The sequence below is a fragment of the Streptomyces sp. Edi2 genome, from assembly GCF_040253635.1.
Taxonomy (GTDB): domain Bacteria; phylum Actinomycetota; class Actinomycetes; order Streptomycetales; family Streptomycetaceae; genus Streptomyces.
In genome coordinates, this window is the sequence record NZ_JBEJGX010000003.1 from 2025127 (window position 1) to 2039531 (window position 14405).

The 14405-nt window shown below is 74.9% G+C and carries 12 protein-coding genes and 1 riboswitch; of the genes, 9 read left to right on the forward strand and 3 right to left on the reverse strand.

The genetic code is table 11. From position 1 onward, the window contains the following. Positions 1 to 3: 3 nt before the first annotated feature. Positions 4 to 447, reverse strand: a complete 444-nt coding sequence (locus ABR737_RS12410; protein ID WP_350250237.1) for an effector-associated constant component EACC1 — start codon at positions 445 to 447, stop codon at positions 4 to 6. A 206-nt stretch (positions 448 to 653) separates the two neighbouring features. Continuing rightward, a riboswitch (cobalamin riboswitch) is annotated at positions 654 to 804 on the forward strand. A 131-nt stretch (positions 805 to 935) separates the two neighbouring features. Between ABR737_RS12410 and ABR737_RS12415 the strand changes: the two genes are divergently transcribed. From ABR737_RS12415 to cobC, 8 genes are all read left to right on the forward strand, one after another. Continuing rightward, a complete protein-coding gene (locus tag ABR737_RS12415) occupies positions 936 to 1997 on the forward strand; it encodes a cobalamin biosynthesis protein (RefSeq protein ID WP_350250238.1) in 1062 nt (353 codons plus the stop codon). A 10-nt stretch (positions 1998 to 2007) separates the two neighbouring features. After that, the gene (locus ABR737_RS12420; protein ID WP_350250239.1) at positions 2008 to 3573 is read left to right on the forward strand and encodes a cobyric acid synthase; all 1566 of its coding nucleotides are present in this window, start codon (positions 2008 to 2010) and stop codon (positions 3571 to 3573) included. A gap of 79 nt (positions 3574 to 3652) precedes the next feature. Then, positions 3653 to 5788 carry a putative cobaltochelatase gene (locus ABR737_RS12425; protein ID WP_350250240.1) on the forward strand — a complete coding sequence of 712 codons (2136 nt, stop codon included), beginning with the start codon at positions 3653 to 3655 and terminating at the stop codon, positions 5786 to 5788. Continuing rightward, positions 5788 to 6384, forward strand: a complete 597-nt coding sequence (gene cobO / locus ABR737_RS12430) for a cob(I)yrinic acid a,c-diamide adenosyltransferase (protein ID WP_350250241.1) — start codon at positions 5788 to 5790, stop codon at positions 6382 to 6384. The genes ABR737_RS12425 and cobO overlap by 1 nt, the downstream gene beginning before the upstream one ends. A 16-nt stretch (positions 6385 to 6400) precedes the next feature. Continuing rightward, the gene (locus ABR737_RS12435) at positions 6401 to 7795 is read left to right on the forward strand and encodes a cobyrinic acid a,c-diamide synthase CobB (RefSeq protein ID WP_350250242.1); all 1395 of its coding nucleotides are present in this window, start codon (positions 6401 to 6403) and stop codon (positions 7793 to 7795) included. Positions 7796 to 7834: 39 nt separating this feature from the next. Further along, entirely contained in the window at positions 7835 to 8320 is a 486-nt protein-coding gene (locus ABR737_RS12440) for a cobalamin biosynthesis protein (RefSeq protein WP_350250243.1), read from the forward strand. Positions 8321 to 8491: 171 nt separating this feature from the next. Next, a complete protein-coding gene (locus tag ABR737_RS12445) occupies positions 8492 to 9397 on the forward strand; it encodes a sirohydrochlorin chelatase (RefSeq protein ID WP_350250244.1) in 906 nt (301 codons plus the stop codon). A 2-nt stretch (positions 9398 to 9399) separates the two neighbouring features. Beyond that, positions 9400 to 10560: an Rv2231c family histidinol phosphate aminotransferase CobC gene (gene cobC / locus ABR737_RS12450; RefSeq protein ID WP_350250245.1), complete on the forward strand. Its 1161-nt coding sequence runs from the start codon at positions 9400 to 9402 to the stop codon at positions 10558 to 10560. 189 nt (positions 10561 to 10749) lie between these two features. Here the strand turns inward: cobC and ABR737_RS12455 are convergent, their stop codons facing one another. Together ABR737_RS12455 and ABR737_RS12460 are read right to left on the reverse strand one after the other, a co-directional pair. After that, complete coding sequence (locus ABR737_RS12455; protein WP_350256762.1) at positions 10750 to 11718, reverse strand: SCO1860 family LAETG-anchored protein; 969 nt, start codon at positions 11716 to 11718, stop codon at positions 10750 to 10752. A 315-nt stretch (positions 11719 to 12033) separates the two neighbouring features. Beyond that, entirely contained in the window at positions 12034 to 13125 is a 1092-nt protein-coding gene (locus ABR737_RS12460) for an amidohydrolase family protein (RefSeq protein ID WP_350256763.1), read from the reverse strand. 588 nt (positions 13126 to 13713) lie between these two features. Here ABR737_RS12460 and ectA point away from each other — a divergent pair. Beyond that, positions 13714 to 14280, forward strand: coding sequence for a diaminobutyrate acetyltransferase (gene ectA, locus ABR737_RS12465; RefSeq protein ID WP_350250246.1), 567 nt, complete (start codon positions 13714 to 13716; stop codon positions 14278 to 14280). Positions 14281 to 14405: the final 125 nt, after the last annotated feature.

The following is a 14405-nucleotide window of genomic DNA, read 5'->3' on the forward strand; positions in this document are numbered from 1 at the left end:
GGCTCAGTCCCCGGCGGTGCTGCCGCTCCCGTCCGCCGGGCTGCCGGGATCGGGGTGTTCGGGGGCCGCCGTGCCCGGGCCCGCGTCGCCGAGCGCGTGCAGGTCCCCGTCACCGGCCCCGACGGCGACGGCGGGCCGCTCGCCGGTGTCGCGCTCCTCCCGGCGCCGTCGCAGCCACTCCTGCAGGGCGATGGTGAGGCTTTTGGTGATCTCGCCGGTGACGGCGCCGATGATGACCAGGATCAGGTCGTCGAGGCCGGCGGCCATGTCACCGGGGCCGTCGTCGCTCGCGTCCGCAGGGCGCGGCCGCAGCAGCCAGTCGTGGCCGTGCCGGTCCAGCCACGGCTCGCGCTCCAGCCAGGCCTTGAGGTCTTCGAGGTCCTGGTCAGGATTGTTGGTGCCCGTGATCCTGAGGCGGATCTCGTGACGGTCAGCGCTCTGCGGCATCCCCCGGCCCCCTTCCGGCGGCCCCGTCGCCACCGTGCACCACCAGATAGTGACGTGAGATCAGGGGCGCGGGCAACCGTCTGTGACCTCATCGCCACGCTGTGGCGTGCACCACAGCGCGTGCCACAGGACAGCGTCGCAGGTCAAGGCCGAGTTGACGGGCATCGCGGGGCGTGGTGGACTGCCGGAGCCATTCGGCGACAGCTGAGGAAGTCCGGTGCGAATCCGGCGCGGTCCCGCCACTGTCACCGGGGAGCGATCCTCCAGCGAAGGCCACGGTCCGCCTCGCATACGTCGGATGACGTACGCAGGGACTGGAAGGCCGGAGGACTCGCCGATCCGGGAGCCAGGAGACTCTTGTCGCCGACACGTCGAGCCAGGGCGCGGACCCTGAGTGAGGACACACCGCCATGCCCGGCCACCCGTCGAGATCTCCACTGCCCGCCGCCACAGGGTCCGTTGGACGCGCCTGCACGGCGGTCTGACCGGTGCGCGGCGAACACGCGGGATATGCGTGCGGCGCGGCCCTCGGCTTTCTCGGCGACCTGATCGCGGCGGACCCGCGGCGCGGCCATCCGGTGGCCGCCTTCGGCCGGGCCGCGAGCGCCGTCGAGCGCCGGCTGTGGCGCGATCACCGCGGATACGGGGCGGCGCACGCCGTGCTGTGTGCGGGCGGTGCCGCCGCCGGGGCCGCGCTGCTGGAGCGCACCGTACGGGCCACCGTCCCGCCTCCCCTGCGCGGCGGCGCCCGGATCGCGCTGACCGCGGCGACGGTCTGGGCGGTGCTGGGCGGCACCTCGCTCGGCCGCGAGGCCCGGGCCGTCGGTGGTGCGCTGACGGCGGGTGACCTGGACGTGGCGCGGGAGCGGCTGCCGCATCTGTGCGGCCGCGATCCCCAGGCCCTGGACGGGTCCCAGATGGCCCGCGCGGTGGTGGAGTCGGTCGCCGAGAACACCTCGGACGCCGTGGTGGGCGCCCTGGTGTGGGGCGCGCTGGGCGGGGTGCCCGGCCTGGTGGCGTTCCGGGCGGTGAACACCCTGGACGCGATGGTGGGGCACAAGTCGCCGCGCCACCGCCGCTTCGGCTGGGCCTCGGCCCGGCTCGACGACCTCGCCGGCTGGCCCGGCTCCCGGCTGACCGCCGCCCTCACCGTGCTCGCGGGCCCCGACCGGCGCGGTGCGCTGCGGGCCTGGCGGGCGGACGGCGGCGCCCATCCGAGCCCCAACGCGGGCCCGGTGGAGGCGTCGTTCGCGGGCGCGCTGGGCGTACGGCTGGGCGGCACGCTGGCCTACGGCGGACGGGTCGAGCACCGGCCGGTGCTCAACGACGGGGCGCCGCCGGTCGCGGTGCCCGACATCGAACGGGCGGTGCGGCTCTCGCGCCGGGTGAGTGTCCTTGCGCTGGCGACGACGGTGGCGGCGCGGCTGGCGGCCGGGGCGCTGCGGCGGTCCCCGGTGACCGCCGCCCGCCCGGCCGCGGGTGCGGTATCGCGCAGGGCCGTGCGTGCACTGGCGCGTACGGCTCACGACAGCCGGAGTCCCGGCGTATGAGGAGGACCCGGTGAACGGGCGGTTCAAGGCAGCGGGCGGGGCCGTCGGCGGTGGCCTGTTGGTGGCCGGTACGACGTCCGACGCCGGCAAGAGCGTGGTGACGGCGGGGATCTGCCGCTGGCTGGCCCGGCAGGGGGTGCGGGTGGCGCCGTTCAAGGCGCAGAACATGTCGCTGAATTCGTTCGTCACCCGCGAGGGCGCGGAGATCGGGCGGGCCCAGGCGATGCAGGCCGCCGCGGCGCGGGTGGAGCCGACCGCGCTGATGAACCCCGTGCTGCTCAAGCCCGGCAGCGACCGCAGCAGCCAGGTGGTGCTGCTGGGGAAGCCGGTGGGCGAGCTCAGTGCCAGGGGCTACCACGAGGGCCGCCAGAAGCAGTTGCTCGGCACGGTCACCGACTGCCTGGCCGAGCTGCGGCGTACCCACGACGCGGTGATCTGCGAGGGCGCCGGAAGTCCCGCCGAGATCAATCTGCGGCGTACCGACCTCGTGAACATGGGCCTGGCGCGGGCCGCCCGGATCCCGGTGGTGGTGGTCGGTGACATCGACCGCGGCGGGGTGTTCGCCTCCTTCTTCGGCACCACGGCGCTGCTGTCCAAGGAGGACCAGGCGCTGGTCGCGGGGTATCTCGTCAACAAGTTCCGCGGCGATGTGACGCTGCTGGAGCCGGGCTTGGAGATGCTGCGCGGCCTGACCGGGCGGCAGACGCTGGGCGTGCTGCCCTTCTCGCACGGCCTCGGCATCGACGAGGAGGACGGGCTGCACGTGTCGCTGCGCGGCGCGGTGCGCGAGAGCGTGGTGGCTCCGCCCCACGGCGCCGAGGTGCTGCGGGTGGCGGTCTGTGCCGTCCCGCTGATGTCGAACTTCACGGACGTGGACGCGCTGGCCGCGGAGCCGGGCGTGGTGGTGCGGTTCGTGGACCAGGCCGAGGAGCTGGCCGACGCGGACCTGGTGGTACTGCCGGGGACCCGCGGCACGGTCCGGGCCCTGCAGTGGCTGCGCGAGCGCGGGCTGGCGGACGCGGTCGTCCGGCGGGCCGCCGAGGGCCGCCCGGTGCTGGGCATCTGCGGCGGCTTCCAGATGCTGGGCGAGCGCATCGAGGACGACGTCGAGTCGAAGGCCGGCACGGTCGACGGGCTGGGGCTGCTGCCCGTGCGCGTACGGTTCGCGGCGGAGAAGACCCTGGCGCGGCCGGTCGGCGAGGCGCTGGGCGAGCCGGTGGCGGGCTACGAGATCCACCACGGCGTCGCCGAAGTGACCGGCGGGGACGAGGCGTTCATGTCCGACGGCGAAGGGCGCAGCCTGGACGGGTGCCGGGCCGGCTCCGTATGGGGCACGCACTGGCACGGCTCGCTGGAGAGCGACGGCTTCCGGCGGGCCTTCCTGCGGCGGGTCGCGGCGGACGCGGGACGGGCGTTCGTACCGGCCCCCGGCACCGCCTTCGCCGCCCTGCGCGAGGAGCAGTTGGACCGGCTGGGCGACCTGATCGAGGAGCACGCGGACACCGGCGCGCTGCTGCGGCTGATCGAGGAAGGAGTACCGGAGGGGCTGCCGTTCGTGCCTCCGGGGGCGCCATGAGGGTACGCAGTGGAGGACCGCGACCGACGCGGACGACGCAACTGACGCAGCCGCCCGACGACCTGGAGGACGACACAGCATGACTACCGCTCACCACACCGCCCCGCAGTACCCCTTCACCGCGGTGGTCGGCATGGACGATCTGCGGCTGGCGCTGCTGCTGAACGCGGTCAGCCCCGCGGTGGGCGGGGTGCTCGTCCGCGGGGAGAAGGGCACCGCCAAGAGCACCGCCGTGCGGGCGCTGTCGGCGCTGATGCCGCAGGTGGACGTGGTCAGCGGCTGCCGCTTCGCCTGTGCCCCGGCCGCGCCCGACCCCGGCTGCCCCGACGGGCCGCACGAGGCGGGCGCCGCCGAGGCCCGCCCGACGCGGATGGTCGAGCTGCCCGTCGGTGCCTCCGAGGACCGGCTGGTCGGCGCGCTGGACATCGAGCGGGCGCTGTCGGAGGGCGTGAAGGCCTTCGAACCGGGCCTGCTGGCCGATGCGCACCGCGGAATCCTCTACGTCGACGAGGTCAACCTCCTCCACGACCATCTGGTCGACCTGCTGCTCGACGCGGCCGCCATGGGCGCCTCGTACGTCGAGCGCGAGGGTGTCTCCGTACGGCACGCGGCCCGCTTCCTGCTCGTCGGCACGATGAACCCCGAGGAGGGCGAGCTGCGGCCGCAGCTGCTGGACCGGTTCGGGCTGACCGTCGAGGTCGCGGCCTCGCGCGAGCCGGAGCAGCGGGTGGAGGTCGTGCGGCGCCGGCTGGCGTACGACGCCGACCCGGCCGGTTTCGCGGCACGCTGGGCGGCCGAGGAGGACGCGCTGCGCCATCGCATCACCGCGGCGCGGGAGTTGCTGCCGGGCGTGACGCTGGGCGACGCGGCGCTCCGGCAGATCGCCGCGACCTGCGCGGCGTTCGAGGTGGACGGGATGCGCGCGGACATCGTGATGGCGCGTACGGCCACGGCGCTGGCCGCGTGGGCGGGGCGGACCGACGTCCTGGAGGAGGACGTCCGCCAGGCGGCGCTGCTGGCGCTGCCGCACCGCAGGCGCCGCAACCCCTTCGACGCGCCCGGCCTGGACGAGGACAAGCTCGACCGGACCCTGGAGGAGTTCGGCGGGGCGGACGAGGACACCGACGGCGAGAGCACGGACGGCGAGGACGATCCGGACCCGGACGGCCCGGACGGCGGCCCCGGCGGGGGCGGTCCGGACGGCGGCGGGGCGCCTGCGCAGGACGGTCCGGACGGCGCTCCGCAGGAGTCGCCCGCGGCGCAGAGCCCCGAACTCCCGCACCAGCAGGAGCGGGAGAGCGCCGAGGGCCCCGAGCGGCCTCAGGAGCAGCCTGCGGCCCCGGAGCAGTCCCAGGAGGGCGCCCCCGCGGCGGGCGGCGAGAAGGCCGCGGTCGGCGCCGGCGAGCCGTTCCGGACCCGGCGGCTGGATGTGCCGGGCCTGGGCGAGGGCGCGGACGGCCGCAGGTCGCGGGCGCGGACCGCGCACGGCCGGACGACCGGGGCGCGGCGTCCGCACGGCGCCCTGGGCAAGCTGCACCTGGCGGCGACCGTGCAGGCCGCGGCGCCGCACCAGCGGGCCCGCGGCCGCCACGGGCGGGGTCTGGTGGTGCGCCGGGACGATCTGCGCGAGGCGGTGCGCGAGGGGCGGGAGGGCAATCTGGTCCTGTTCGTCGTGGACGCGTCCGGTTCGATGGCGGCACGCAAGCGGATGAGCGCGGTCAAGGGTGCGGTGCTCTCGCTGCTGCTCGACGCCTATCAGCGGCGCGACAAGATCGGCATGATCACCTTCCGGAGCGGCGGCGCCGAGCTGGCGCTGCCCCCGACCTCGTCGGTCGAGGCCGGCGCGGCGCGGCTGGAGCAGCTGCCGACGGGCGGCCGTACGCCGCTGTCGGAGGGGCTGCTGCGGGCCCATGAGGTGCTGCGGGTGGAGCGGATGCGGGACGCCTCGCGGCGGCCGCTGCTGGTGGTCGTCACCGACGGACGGGCGACCGGCGGGCCGGAGCCCGTGGTCCGGGCCAACCGCGCCGCCCGGCTGCTGGCCGGTGAGGGCACCGCTTCGGTGGTCGTGGACTGCGAGACGGGCCCGGTGCGGCTGGGGCTTGCGGGCGAGCTGGCCCGTGAGCTGCAGGGCACCGCGGTCACCCTCGACGAACTGCGCGCGGACAGCGTCTCCGCGCTCGTACGGACCGTACAAGGCAACAGGAAGGCCGCGTAATGCCGCAGGGACAACCGTCCGTCGTACCGAACGACGGGCTCACCACCCGCCAGCGCCGCAACCGCCCGCTGGTGTTCGTCCACACCGGCCAGGGCAAGGGCAAGTCCACCGCGGCCTTCGGGCTGGCGCTGCGCGCCTGGAACCAGGGCTGGCCGGTCGGGGTGTTCCAGTTCGTGAAGTCGGCGAAGTGGAAGGTCGGCGAGGAGCGGGCGCTGAAGGTGCTCGGGGAGTCCGGCGAGGGCGGCACCGTCGCCTGGCACAAGATGGGCGAGGGCTGGTCCTGGGTCCAGCGCGACATCGCCTCCAGCGAGGAGGCGGCGCGCGAGGGCTGGGAGCAGGTCAAGCGGGATCTCGCCGCGGAGACCTACAAGCTGCTGGTGCTGGACGAGTTCAGCTACCCGCTGAAGTGGGGCTGGATCGACGCCGATGAGGTGGTCTCGGCGCTGCGCGACCGCCCCGGTACCCAGCATGTCGTCATCACCGGGCGGGACGCCCCCGAGGCGCTGCTGGACTTCGCCGATCTGGTGACGGACATGACCAAGGTCAAGCACCCGATGGACACCGGTCAGAAGGGCCAGCGGGGCATCGAATGGTGAGCCGGGTGAGCGCGGAATGAGCGGCGGTGCGATCCCCCGGCTGGTGATCGCCGCGCCGTCCTCGGGCGCGGGGAAGACGACGGTGGCCACGGGCCTGATGGCGGCGTTCGCCGAGGCCGGGCTCGTGGTGTCGCCGCACAAGGTGGGCCCGGACTACATCGATCCTGGCTACCACTCGCTGGCCACCGGCCGTCCCGGCCGCAACCTGGACGCCTATCTGTGCGGGCCCGGCCGCATCGCGCCGCTGTTCCTGCACGGCGCGGCCGGCGCCGATCTCGCGCTCGTCGAGGGCGTGATGGGGCTGTTCGACGGGGCGTCCGGGATGGGCGAACTGTCCTCGACGGCGCACGTGGCCAAGCTGCTGCGGGCGCCGGTGGTCCTGGTGGTGGACGCCTCCTCGCAGTCGCGGTCGGTGGCGGCGCTGGTGCACGGCTTCGCCTCCTGGGATCCGGAGGTACGGCTGGCCGGGGTGATCCTCAACAAGGTCGGCTCGGACCGCCACGAGGAGCTGCTGCGGGAGGCCATGGACTCCTCCGGGGTGCCGGTGCTGGGGGCCCTGCGCCGGGACGGGCGGGCCGGTACGCCGTCGCGTCACCTGGGCCTGGTGCCGGTCGCCGAACGGCGGGCCGAGGCGGTGGAGTCGGTGGCCGAGCTGGCCGCGCGGGTCCGTGCGGGCTGCGATCTGGAGGCGCTGCTGGCGCTGGCGCGTACGGTGCCCGAGCTGCCGGACGCCCCCTGGGACCCGGCGGCGGAGCTGTCCGTGGCCGAGGGGGGCACCGCCCCGGAGCGGCCGCTGATCGCCGTCGCGGGCGGCCCCGCGTTCACCTTCTCGTACGCCGAGCACGCCGAGCTGCTGGCCGCTGCGGGCGCCGAGGTGGCCGCCTTCGACCCGCTGCGGGACGAACAACTGCCGCCCGGCACCCGGGGGCTGGTGATCGGCGGCGGCTTCCCGGAGATGTATGCACCGGATCTGTCGGCGAACGCGCCGTTGCGCGCCGCGGTGGCCGCCCTGGCCGCGTCCGGGGCGCCGGTCTCCGCGGAGTGCGCCGGGCTGCTCTACCTCTCCCGGTCGCTGGACGGGAAGCCGATGTGCGGGGTGCTGCCCGCCGAGTCCCGGATGACCGAACGGCTCACCCTCGGCTACCGCGAGGCGGTGGCGCTGCAGGACAACGCCCTGGCGGCGGCCGGGACCCGGGTGCGCGGCCACGAGTTCCACCGCACGGCGCTGGAGCCGGGCGCGGGGGCCGACCCGGCGTGGGGACTGACCCACCCGGAGCGGCGGGTGGAGGGCTTTGTGTCCGGCGGGGTGCATGCCTCGTATCTGCATGTGCACTGGGCCGCCGAGCCGTCGCTGGCCGGGCGCCTGGTGGCGAGCGCGGCGCGTGGCGCCGTGGCGGGGAACTCGGCGTGAGGACCGTCGCGGGGAGCTCGGCGTGAGGACCGTCGCGGTATGAGGGGCCGGGCGGCCGGCGAGGCTCACGGGGCCGAGGAGGCCGACGGGGCCGACGAGGCCGGGGCGCCGCTCGTGCCGCTGGTCGCCGGCGTGGGCGCGCGCCGTGGCGTCCCGGCGCCGGAAGTGCTGGAGCTGATCACGGCCAGTTGCACGGCGGCGGGGTACGCCGTCCGCCAGGTCGTCGCCCTGGCGACGGTGGCGGCCAAGGCGGACGAGCCGGGACTGACCGCGGCGGCCCGGGAGCTGGGGGTGCCGTTGCGGTCGTTCCCGGCGGCGGCCCTGGCGGCCGTGCGGGTACCGGAGCCGTCCGCGGCCGCGTCGGCGGCCGTCGGGACGCCGAGCGTGGCCGAGGCGGCCGCGCTGCTGGCCGCGGGGCCGGGTGCCGCACTGGCCGCCGGCAAGCGGAAGTCGCCGCCGCCGGCCCGGGCGACCTGTGCGCTCGCCGGGCCGGCCGTAACGGACCACCTCGCCGGGCCGCTGTAACGGACAACAGCGTCCTTACCGCTGGTAGGGAGGGAGCGCCCGTCGTGCCCGCCACCGGGGCGGTTATCGTCATGGCCGCGCCCAACCCGCCCCGCCGTGGCCCGGATCGGCGGACGGCGGTCGCCGGCGACCCGGCGCCCGGCAGCGCACCCCCGGTACCAAGGAGACCCAGTGACCACTCCTCCCGCACTGCTCATCGCCGGTCACGGCACCCGTGACGAAGGCGGGGCCGAGGCGCTGCGCACGCTGGTGCGCATGCTCGGCGAGCGCCACCCCGACGTGCCCGTCGCCGGCGGGTTCTTCGGCGTCCCGGCCTCTCCCCTGCCGCTGGACGACGCCATCGACGGGCTCGTCGAACGGGGCGCGACCCGGCTCGCCGTCATACCGCTGCTGCCGGCCCCGACCGGGCCGGTACCGGACGCGCTGCCCTCGGCGCTGGAGCGGGCGGCGGAGCGTCACCCGGGGCTCGGCTATACCTGCGACGCCGAACTGGGGCCCCACCCCAAGGTGCTCGACGTACTGGAACGACGGCTGGACGAGGCGCTGGCCGCCGGCGCCCGCAGGCCCGAGGACCGGGCGCGGACCACGGTGTTGCTGGTGGGGCGTGGCGCGGCCGATCCGTACGCCAACGCCGAGGTGGCACGGGCCGCGCGGCTGCTGTGGGAAGGGCGCGGCTTCGCGGGGGTGGAGACCGCGTTCGTCTCCCAGGCGGCGCCCGATGTGCCGGCGGGCCTGGACCGGTGCCGGGCCCTGGCGGCCGCGGCGCCGCCCGACCGGCCACGCCGGATCGTGGTGCTGCCCTACTTCTTCTTCCCCGGGGGCCTCTTGGAGCGGCTGCACCTGCAAGCCGAGGGCTGGGCCGCGGCGCACCCCGGCACGGAGGTGTTCGGCGCGGGGGCGATCGGCCCCGCGGCCGAGGTGGCCGAGGCGGTCATGGAGCGCTACCGCGCGACGGTGGCGGACGCTCCACTGCCCGGCGGCGCGGCGTGCGGTTGCCGGGCGGCGGAGGACGCCCGGGGGACGGACGGCACGGCGCCGCGGACCGCCGCGGTGGCGGCGGACGCCGGGGAGCGGTGAGCATGCCGGCACACCCCTACACCGGATCCGCCCCGCTCCGGCCGCCCGGCCGGGACGCACCGCCCCCCGGGCGGGACGCACCGCCCCATGAGCCAGGCCTGCGGGACCCCGAGCCCGGCCTGCGGCCCCACGAGCCCGACCTGCGCCATCACGGCGATGCCGAAGTCCGGGGCGCGGACGGCGGATTGACGGATTTGGCGGTCAATGTCCGTACCGGTACTCCCCCGGCCTGGCTCAAGGCCCGGATCGCCGCCTCCCTGGACGGTCTGGCCGCGTACCCCGACGGCAGCGCGGCACGCCGTGCGGTCGCGGCCCGGCACGGCCTGCCCGTGGAACGGGTGTTGCTGACCTCGGGGGCCGCGGAGGCGTTCGTACTGATCGCGCGCGCCGTACGGGCCCGCCGGCCGGTCGTGGTGCATCCCCAGTTCACCGAGCCCGAGGCGGCCCTGCGGGACGCGGGGCACGACGTCGGACGGGTGCTGCTCGACGCGCACGACGGCTTCCGGCTGGATCCGGCGGCCGTGCCGGAGGAAGCCGACCTGGTCGTCGTCGGCAACCCCACCAACCCCACCTCGGTCCTGCACCCGGCGGACTCGCTGGCCGCCCTGGCGCGGCCCGGCCGGACGCTGGTGGTGGACGAGGCCTTCATGGACGCGGTGCCCGGTGAGCGCGAGGCGCTGGCCGGGCGCACCGACCTGCCGGGCCTGGTCGTGCTGCGCAGCCTCACCAAGACCTGGGGGCTGGCCGGGCTGCGGATCGGCTATGTACTGGCCGCCCCGGACACCGTCGCCGCCCTGGAGCGCGCACAGCCGCTGTGGCCGGTCTCCAGTCCCGCACTGGCCGCCGCCGAGGCCTGCTGTACGCCACGGGCGCTGGCCGAGGCGGAGGCGGCGGCCGGGGAGATCGCCGTGGACCGGGCACATCTGCTGGCCCGGCTGGGCGAGTTCGGGCAGATCCGGGCGGCCGGCCCGGCGGCGGGCCCGTTCGTGCTGATCCGGCTCCCCGACGCGGACGCGGTACGCGCCGCGCTGCGGGCCCGCGGCTTCGCGGTACGCCGTGGAGACACCTTCCCGGGCCTGGGCCCCGGCTGGCTGCGTCTGGCGGTACGGGACCGGGCCACGACGGACCGGTTCGCGGCGGCGCTGGGCGAGGTGCTTCGCTAGGTCCCGGGGACGCCGACGAAGGGTCAGCGGGGGGAGAAGCCACCGAGTCAGCGGCCCCGCCCCGCCCTCCATCACCCCCGGCAAGGATGAGGTGCGCCGCGCCCGGCCGTCCGAGACCGGGTACGGCGCACCTCGGGCCGTACACCGCGCGCGACGCCCCCACAGCACCGGCGCGGCGTACGGGGTCCGTCAGCCGCGGCCGCCCTGCGCGGCGTTGCGGCGCCGCCGGGCGAAGCCGACCGCCCCGGCGCCCGCGGCGACCATCAGGGCCGCGCCCCCGGCGAGGTACGGGGTGGCCGAACTGCCGCCGGTCTCCGCGAGGTTCTCGGTGCCGGTCCGCGAGCCGGCCTGGTGCACCTCGGTGCCCTTGCCCTCGACCGGCTTGGTACCGCCGTCCGGCGTGGTGCCACCGCCGGCGGTGCCGGAGCCGTTGTGCTCGGGCGCCTTGACGCCCGGTGCGGTGCAGGTGGCCCGGGCCAGGGTGACCCGGCCGTCCACCTCGGCGACGCCGAGCTTCAACGGGTTGAGGGAGACCTTGAGGTCGAGCGCGGTGGCCGCGGCGCTCTTGGACAGGACGTTCTTCCGTGACAGGTCGAGCCGCACCTGGCCCACGCCCGGCACCTTGACGTCCGTCGTCCCGCCCGCCGTGAGCCTGACCCGCTTGCCCAGGACGAGGACGTCGCCCAGCACGTTCGCCTCGGCCCGGGGCCGCTCGCCCGCCTCGCACACCGCCTTGGCGGTGACCTGCTGGACCTCGACCAGGGACCGCAGTGCCAGACCGGGCACCCGCACCTTCGCCTTCACGAGGTTGGCGTAGCCCTCGGTCTTCCGGCGGTCGGCGGTGGCCCGTGCGGTGGCGGCATCGGCGCGCAGCACGCTGAACGGCTTGCCGTGGTCGATGCCGTCGAGGCGGACGGTGAGCGCGGTCCTGGAAGCCGAGGCCGGGGCGTGCACCTCGTTGAGGACGGCGTTGAGCGGGACGTCGAGCGTCTTGTGGAGCAGCCCGATGTTCAGGCCGGTGCGCAGCACGACCGCGTCGGCCGTGCCGCGGGCCGGGCCGTGATCTCCGGTGGCATGCGCGGGCACGGCGCCGAGCAGGAGGGCGGAACCGGCCGTGAGCGCGGTGGCGACGAAGGTCGCGGCGAGGCGTCGGGGCATGCCGAAGGAGCGGGCGGGACTGGTGGACACGTGTGTGGAACCCTCACAGGAGAAATGGAGCCGCCGGCCGCGCCAATGGGGGACATCGCGCGGGCCGACGACCTCGACCCGCACATCGTGTCCGCACGGAGGGTGAACAGGGAGCCACGTGACGTCAGTTCATCCCAATGGGTGGTTTCCGCGTATTTATTCGATTCCTGCGGCACGGGGCACCACCCTCGCCACAGCGGCCCCACCGTCCGGGTGACCCGGGTTGACCGGGCCGGATGACGCCGGGGCACCCGCCCGGGCACCCCGGCACCACCCGCTGCCCGGCTACCCCACGACCTGCCCGCGCAGCACCACCCGCCGCGGCGCGGCCAGCACCCGGACGTCCTCGCGCGGATCGCTGCCGTAGACCACCAGATCCGCCGGGGCGCCCTCGGTGAGGCCGGGGCGGCCCAGCCACTCCCTGGCCCCCCAGGTGGTCGCGGAGAGGGCCGCCACGGCGGACAGACCGGCCTTGGTGAGCTCGGCGACCTCGTCGGCGACCAGGCCGTGGGCGAGCGCGCCGCCGGCGTCCGTGCCGGCGAAGACGGGCACACCGGCGTCGTAGGCCGCCCGTACGGTGTCGTAGCGGCGTGCGTGCAGGCGCCGCATGTGGTCCGCCCAGCGCGGGTACTTCCCTTCACCGCCGGCCGCGAGCCGCGGGAAGGTGGCGATGTTGACGAGCGTGGGCACGATGGCGACGCCACGCTCCGCGAACAGCGGGACGGTGTCCTCGGTGAGCCCGGTGGCGTGCTCGATGCAGTCGATGCCGGCCTCGACCAGCGGGGCGAGGGAGTCCTCGGCGAAGCAGTGGGCCGTCACCCGGGCGCCCAGCCGGTGGGCCTCGGCGATGGCCGCCTCGACCGCCCCCTGGGGCCAGCAGGTCCCCAGATCGCCCGTGGAGCGGTCGATCCAGTCGCCGACGAGCTTGACCCAGCCGTCGCCGCGGCGGGCCTCCTGCGCGACATAGGCGACCAGGTCCTCGGGCTCGATCTCGTGGGCGTAGTTGCGGGTGTAGCGCTTGGTACGGGCGATGTGGCGGCCGGCCCGGATGATCCGGGGCAGATCCTCGCGGTCGTCGATCCAGCGGGTGTCGGACGGGGAGCCGGCGTCGCGGATCAGCAGGGCGCCGGCGTCACGGTCGGTGAGCGCCTGCTTCTCACTGGTGGCGTGGTCCACCGGGCCGTGCGCATCCAGGCCCACATGGCAGTGGGCGTCGACCAGGCCGGGCAGCGCCCAGCCCGTCACGGTGGTGGCATCCCGTGCCATCGCCGGCCGGTCGAACGTGACCCGGCCGCCGACCACCCACAGCTCGTCGCGCACGTCGTCCGGCCCGACGAGGACCCTCCCCTTGAGGTGCAGCACCGCACCTTCGCTCATGGACGTCATAGGGGCACTGTAGGCGGCGCCCCCGGCGCTGTGACCCGTACGGTCACGCCGGTCGCAAGGCGGCATTCCCCCGCCGTTTCCCGGGATACCCGGCGCTGCGCCGCGCTTTTCGCCCCGGTCGCTCTCCGTAGACCTTCCGTACGCTCCGCGGGCACTTCCACACACACTTCCGCCGACGTTCTCCGCCCGTTTGCGGACATCGTCTCGCGCATGTTCTTGCGGGTCTTGTCATCGACCTGCCGAGCAGGTTTCGATGGGCCTTACGCCCAGCCTTCCGGGGGCGAATTCCCAATTACCCGCGCGTACAGCTTCCCGTATTCTTCTGCCCGCTTTTCCGGACCCCAAACGCCAAGATTTTGCTAGTGGCAAGTTCCGCAATTCGGACGCATCTCATCGATGTTACGGAGCTGTGACCGACTACACAACGTGTCCGTTTTACCCCGAACATCCCGGTCAAATCGGGACATCCGGCGGTGGGACCGCGCGCACGGGCGCCCCCGCGCGATAACACATCTTTGGCGCTTCTGTAACCCCTGCCCACGATGCAATTTCCTTTTTCCCTGGGTAAATTTAATTTCTATGACCGCCGCACAAGCAGACCATGCAGGTGCCCGAAGCGATATCAGAGAATTGCCGGAGGGCTTCAAGCTCGACACCCCACGCGTGGAGGACGGAGCCGCGATCTGGCGTATCGCCCGCGACTCGAAGGCGCTGGACCTCAACTCCTCGTACAGCTACCTCCTGTGGTGTCGCGACTTCGCCGCCACCTCCGTCGTCGCCCGCGACACAGAGGGCGAGCCGGCCGCTTTCGTCACCGGATACATCCGCCCCGAGCGCCCGGAAACCCTCGTCGTCTGGCAGGTAGCCGTCGACGACGCACACCGTGGCCAGGGGCTGGCGGCCGCACTCCTGGACGGGCTCGGCGCCCGTGCCAGGGACCAGCTGGGCATGCGCTTCGTCGAGACCACCATCACCCCCGACAACGCCGCATCCAACCGGTTGTTCGCGTCCTTCGCCGAGCGGCACTCAGTGCCGATCAAGCGCGAGGTGCTCTTCGACGCGGGGCTTTTCCCCGAGCAGGGCCACGAGCCGGAGGTGCTGCACCTCATCGGCCCGTTCGAGCCACCGGCCCGCCCGGAGCACTGACGCCTCCCAGGACCGCGCGGCCACCGCGCCGCAGCGGCCATGCGGGACCCGGCACCACACCCGCGACACCGCCGGCACCGCCCAGCCCCACAGACTTCCTGATCCTTTTCGCCACTCATCTCCCA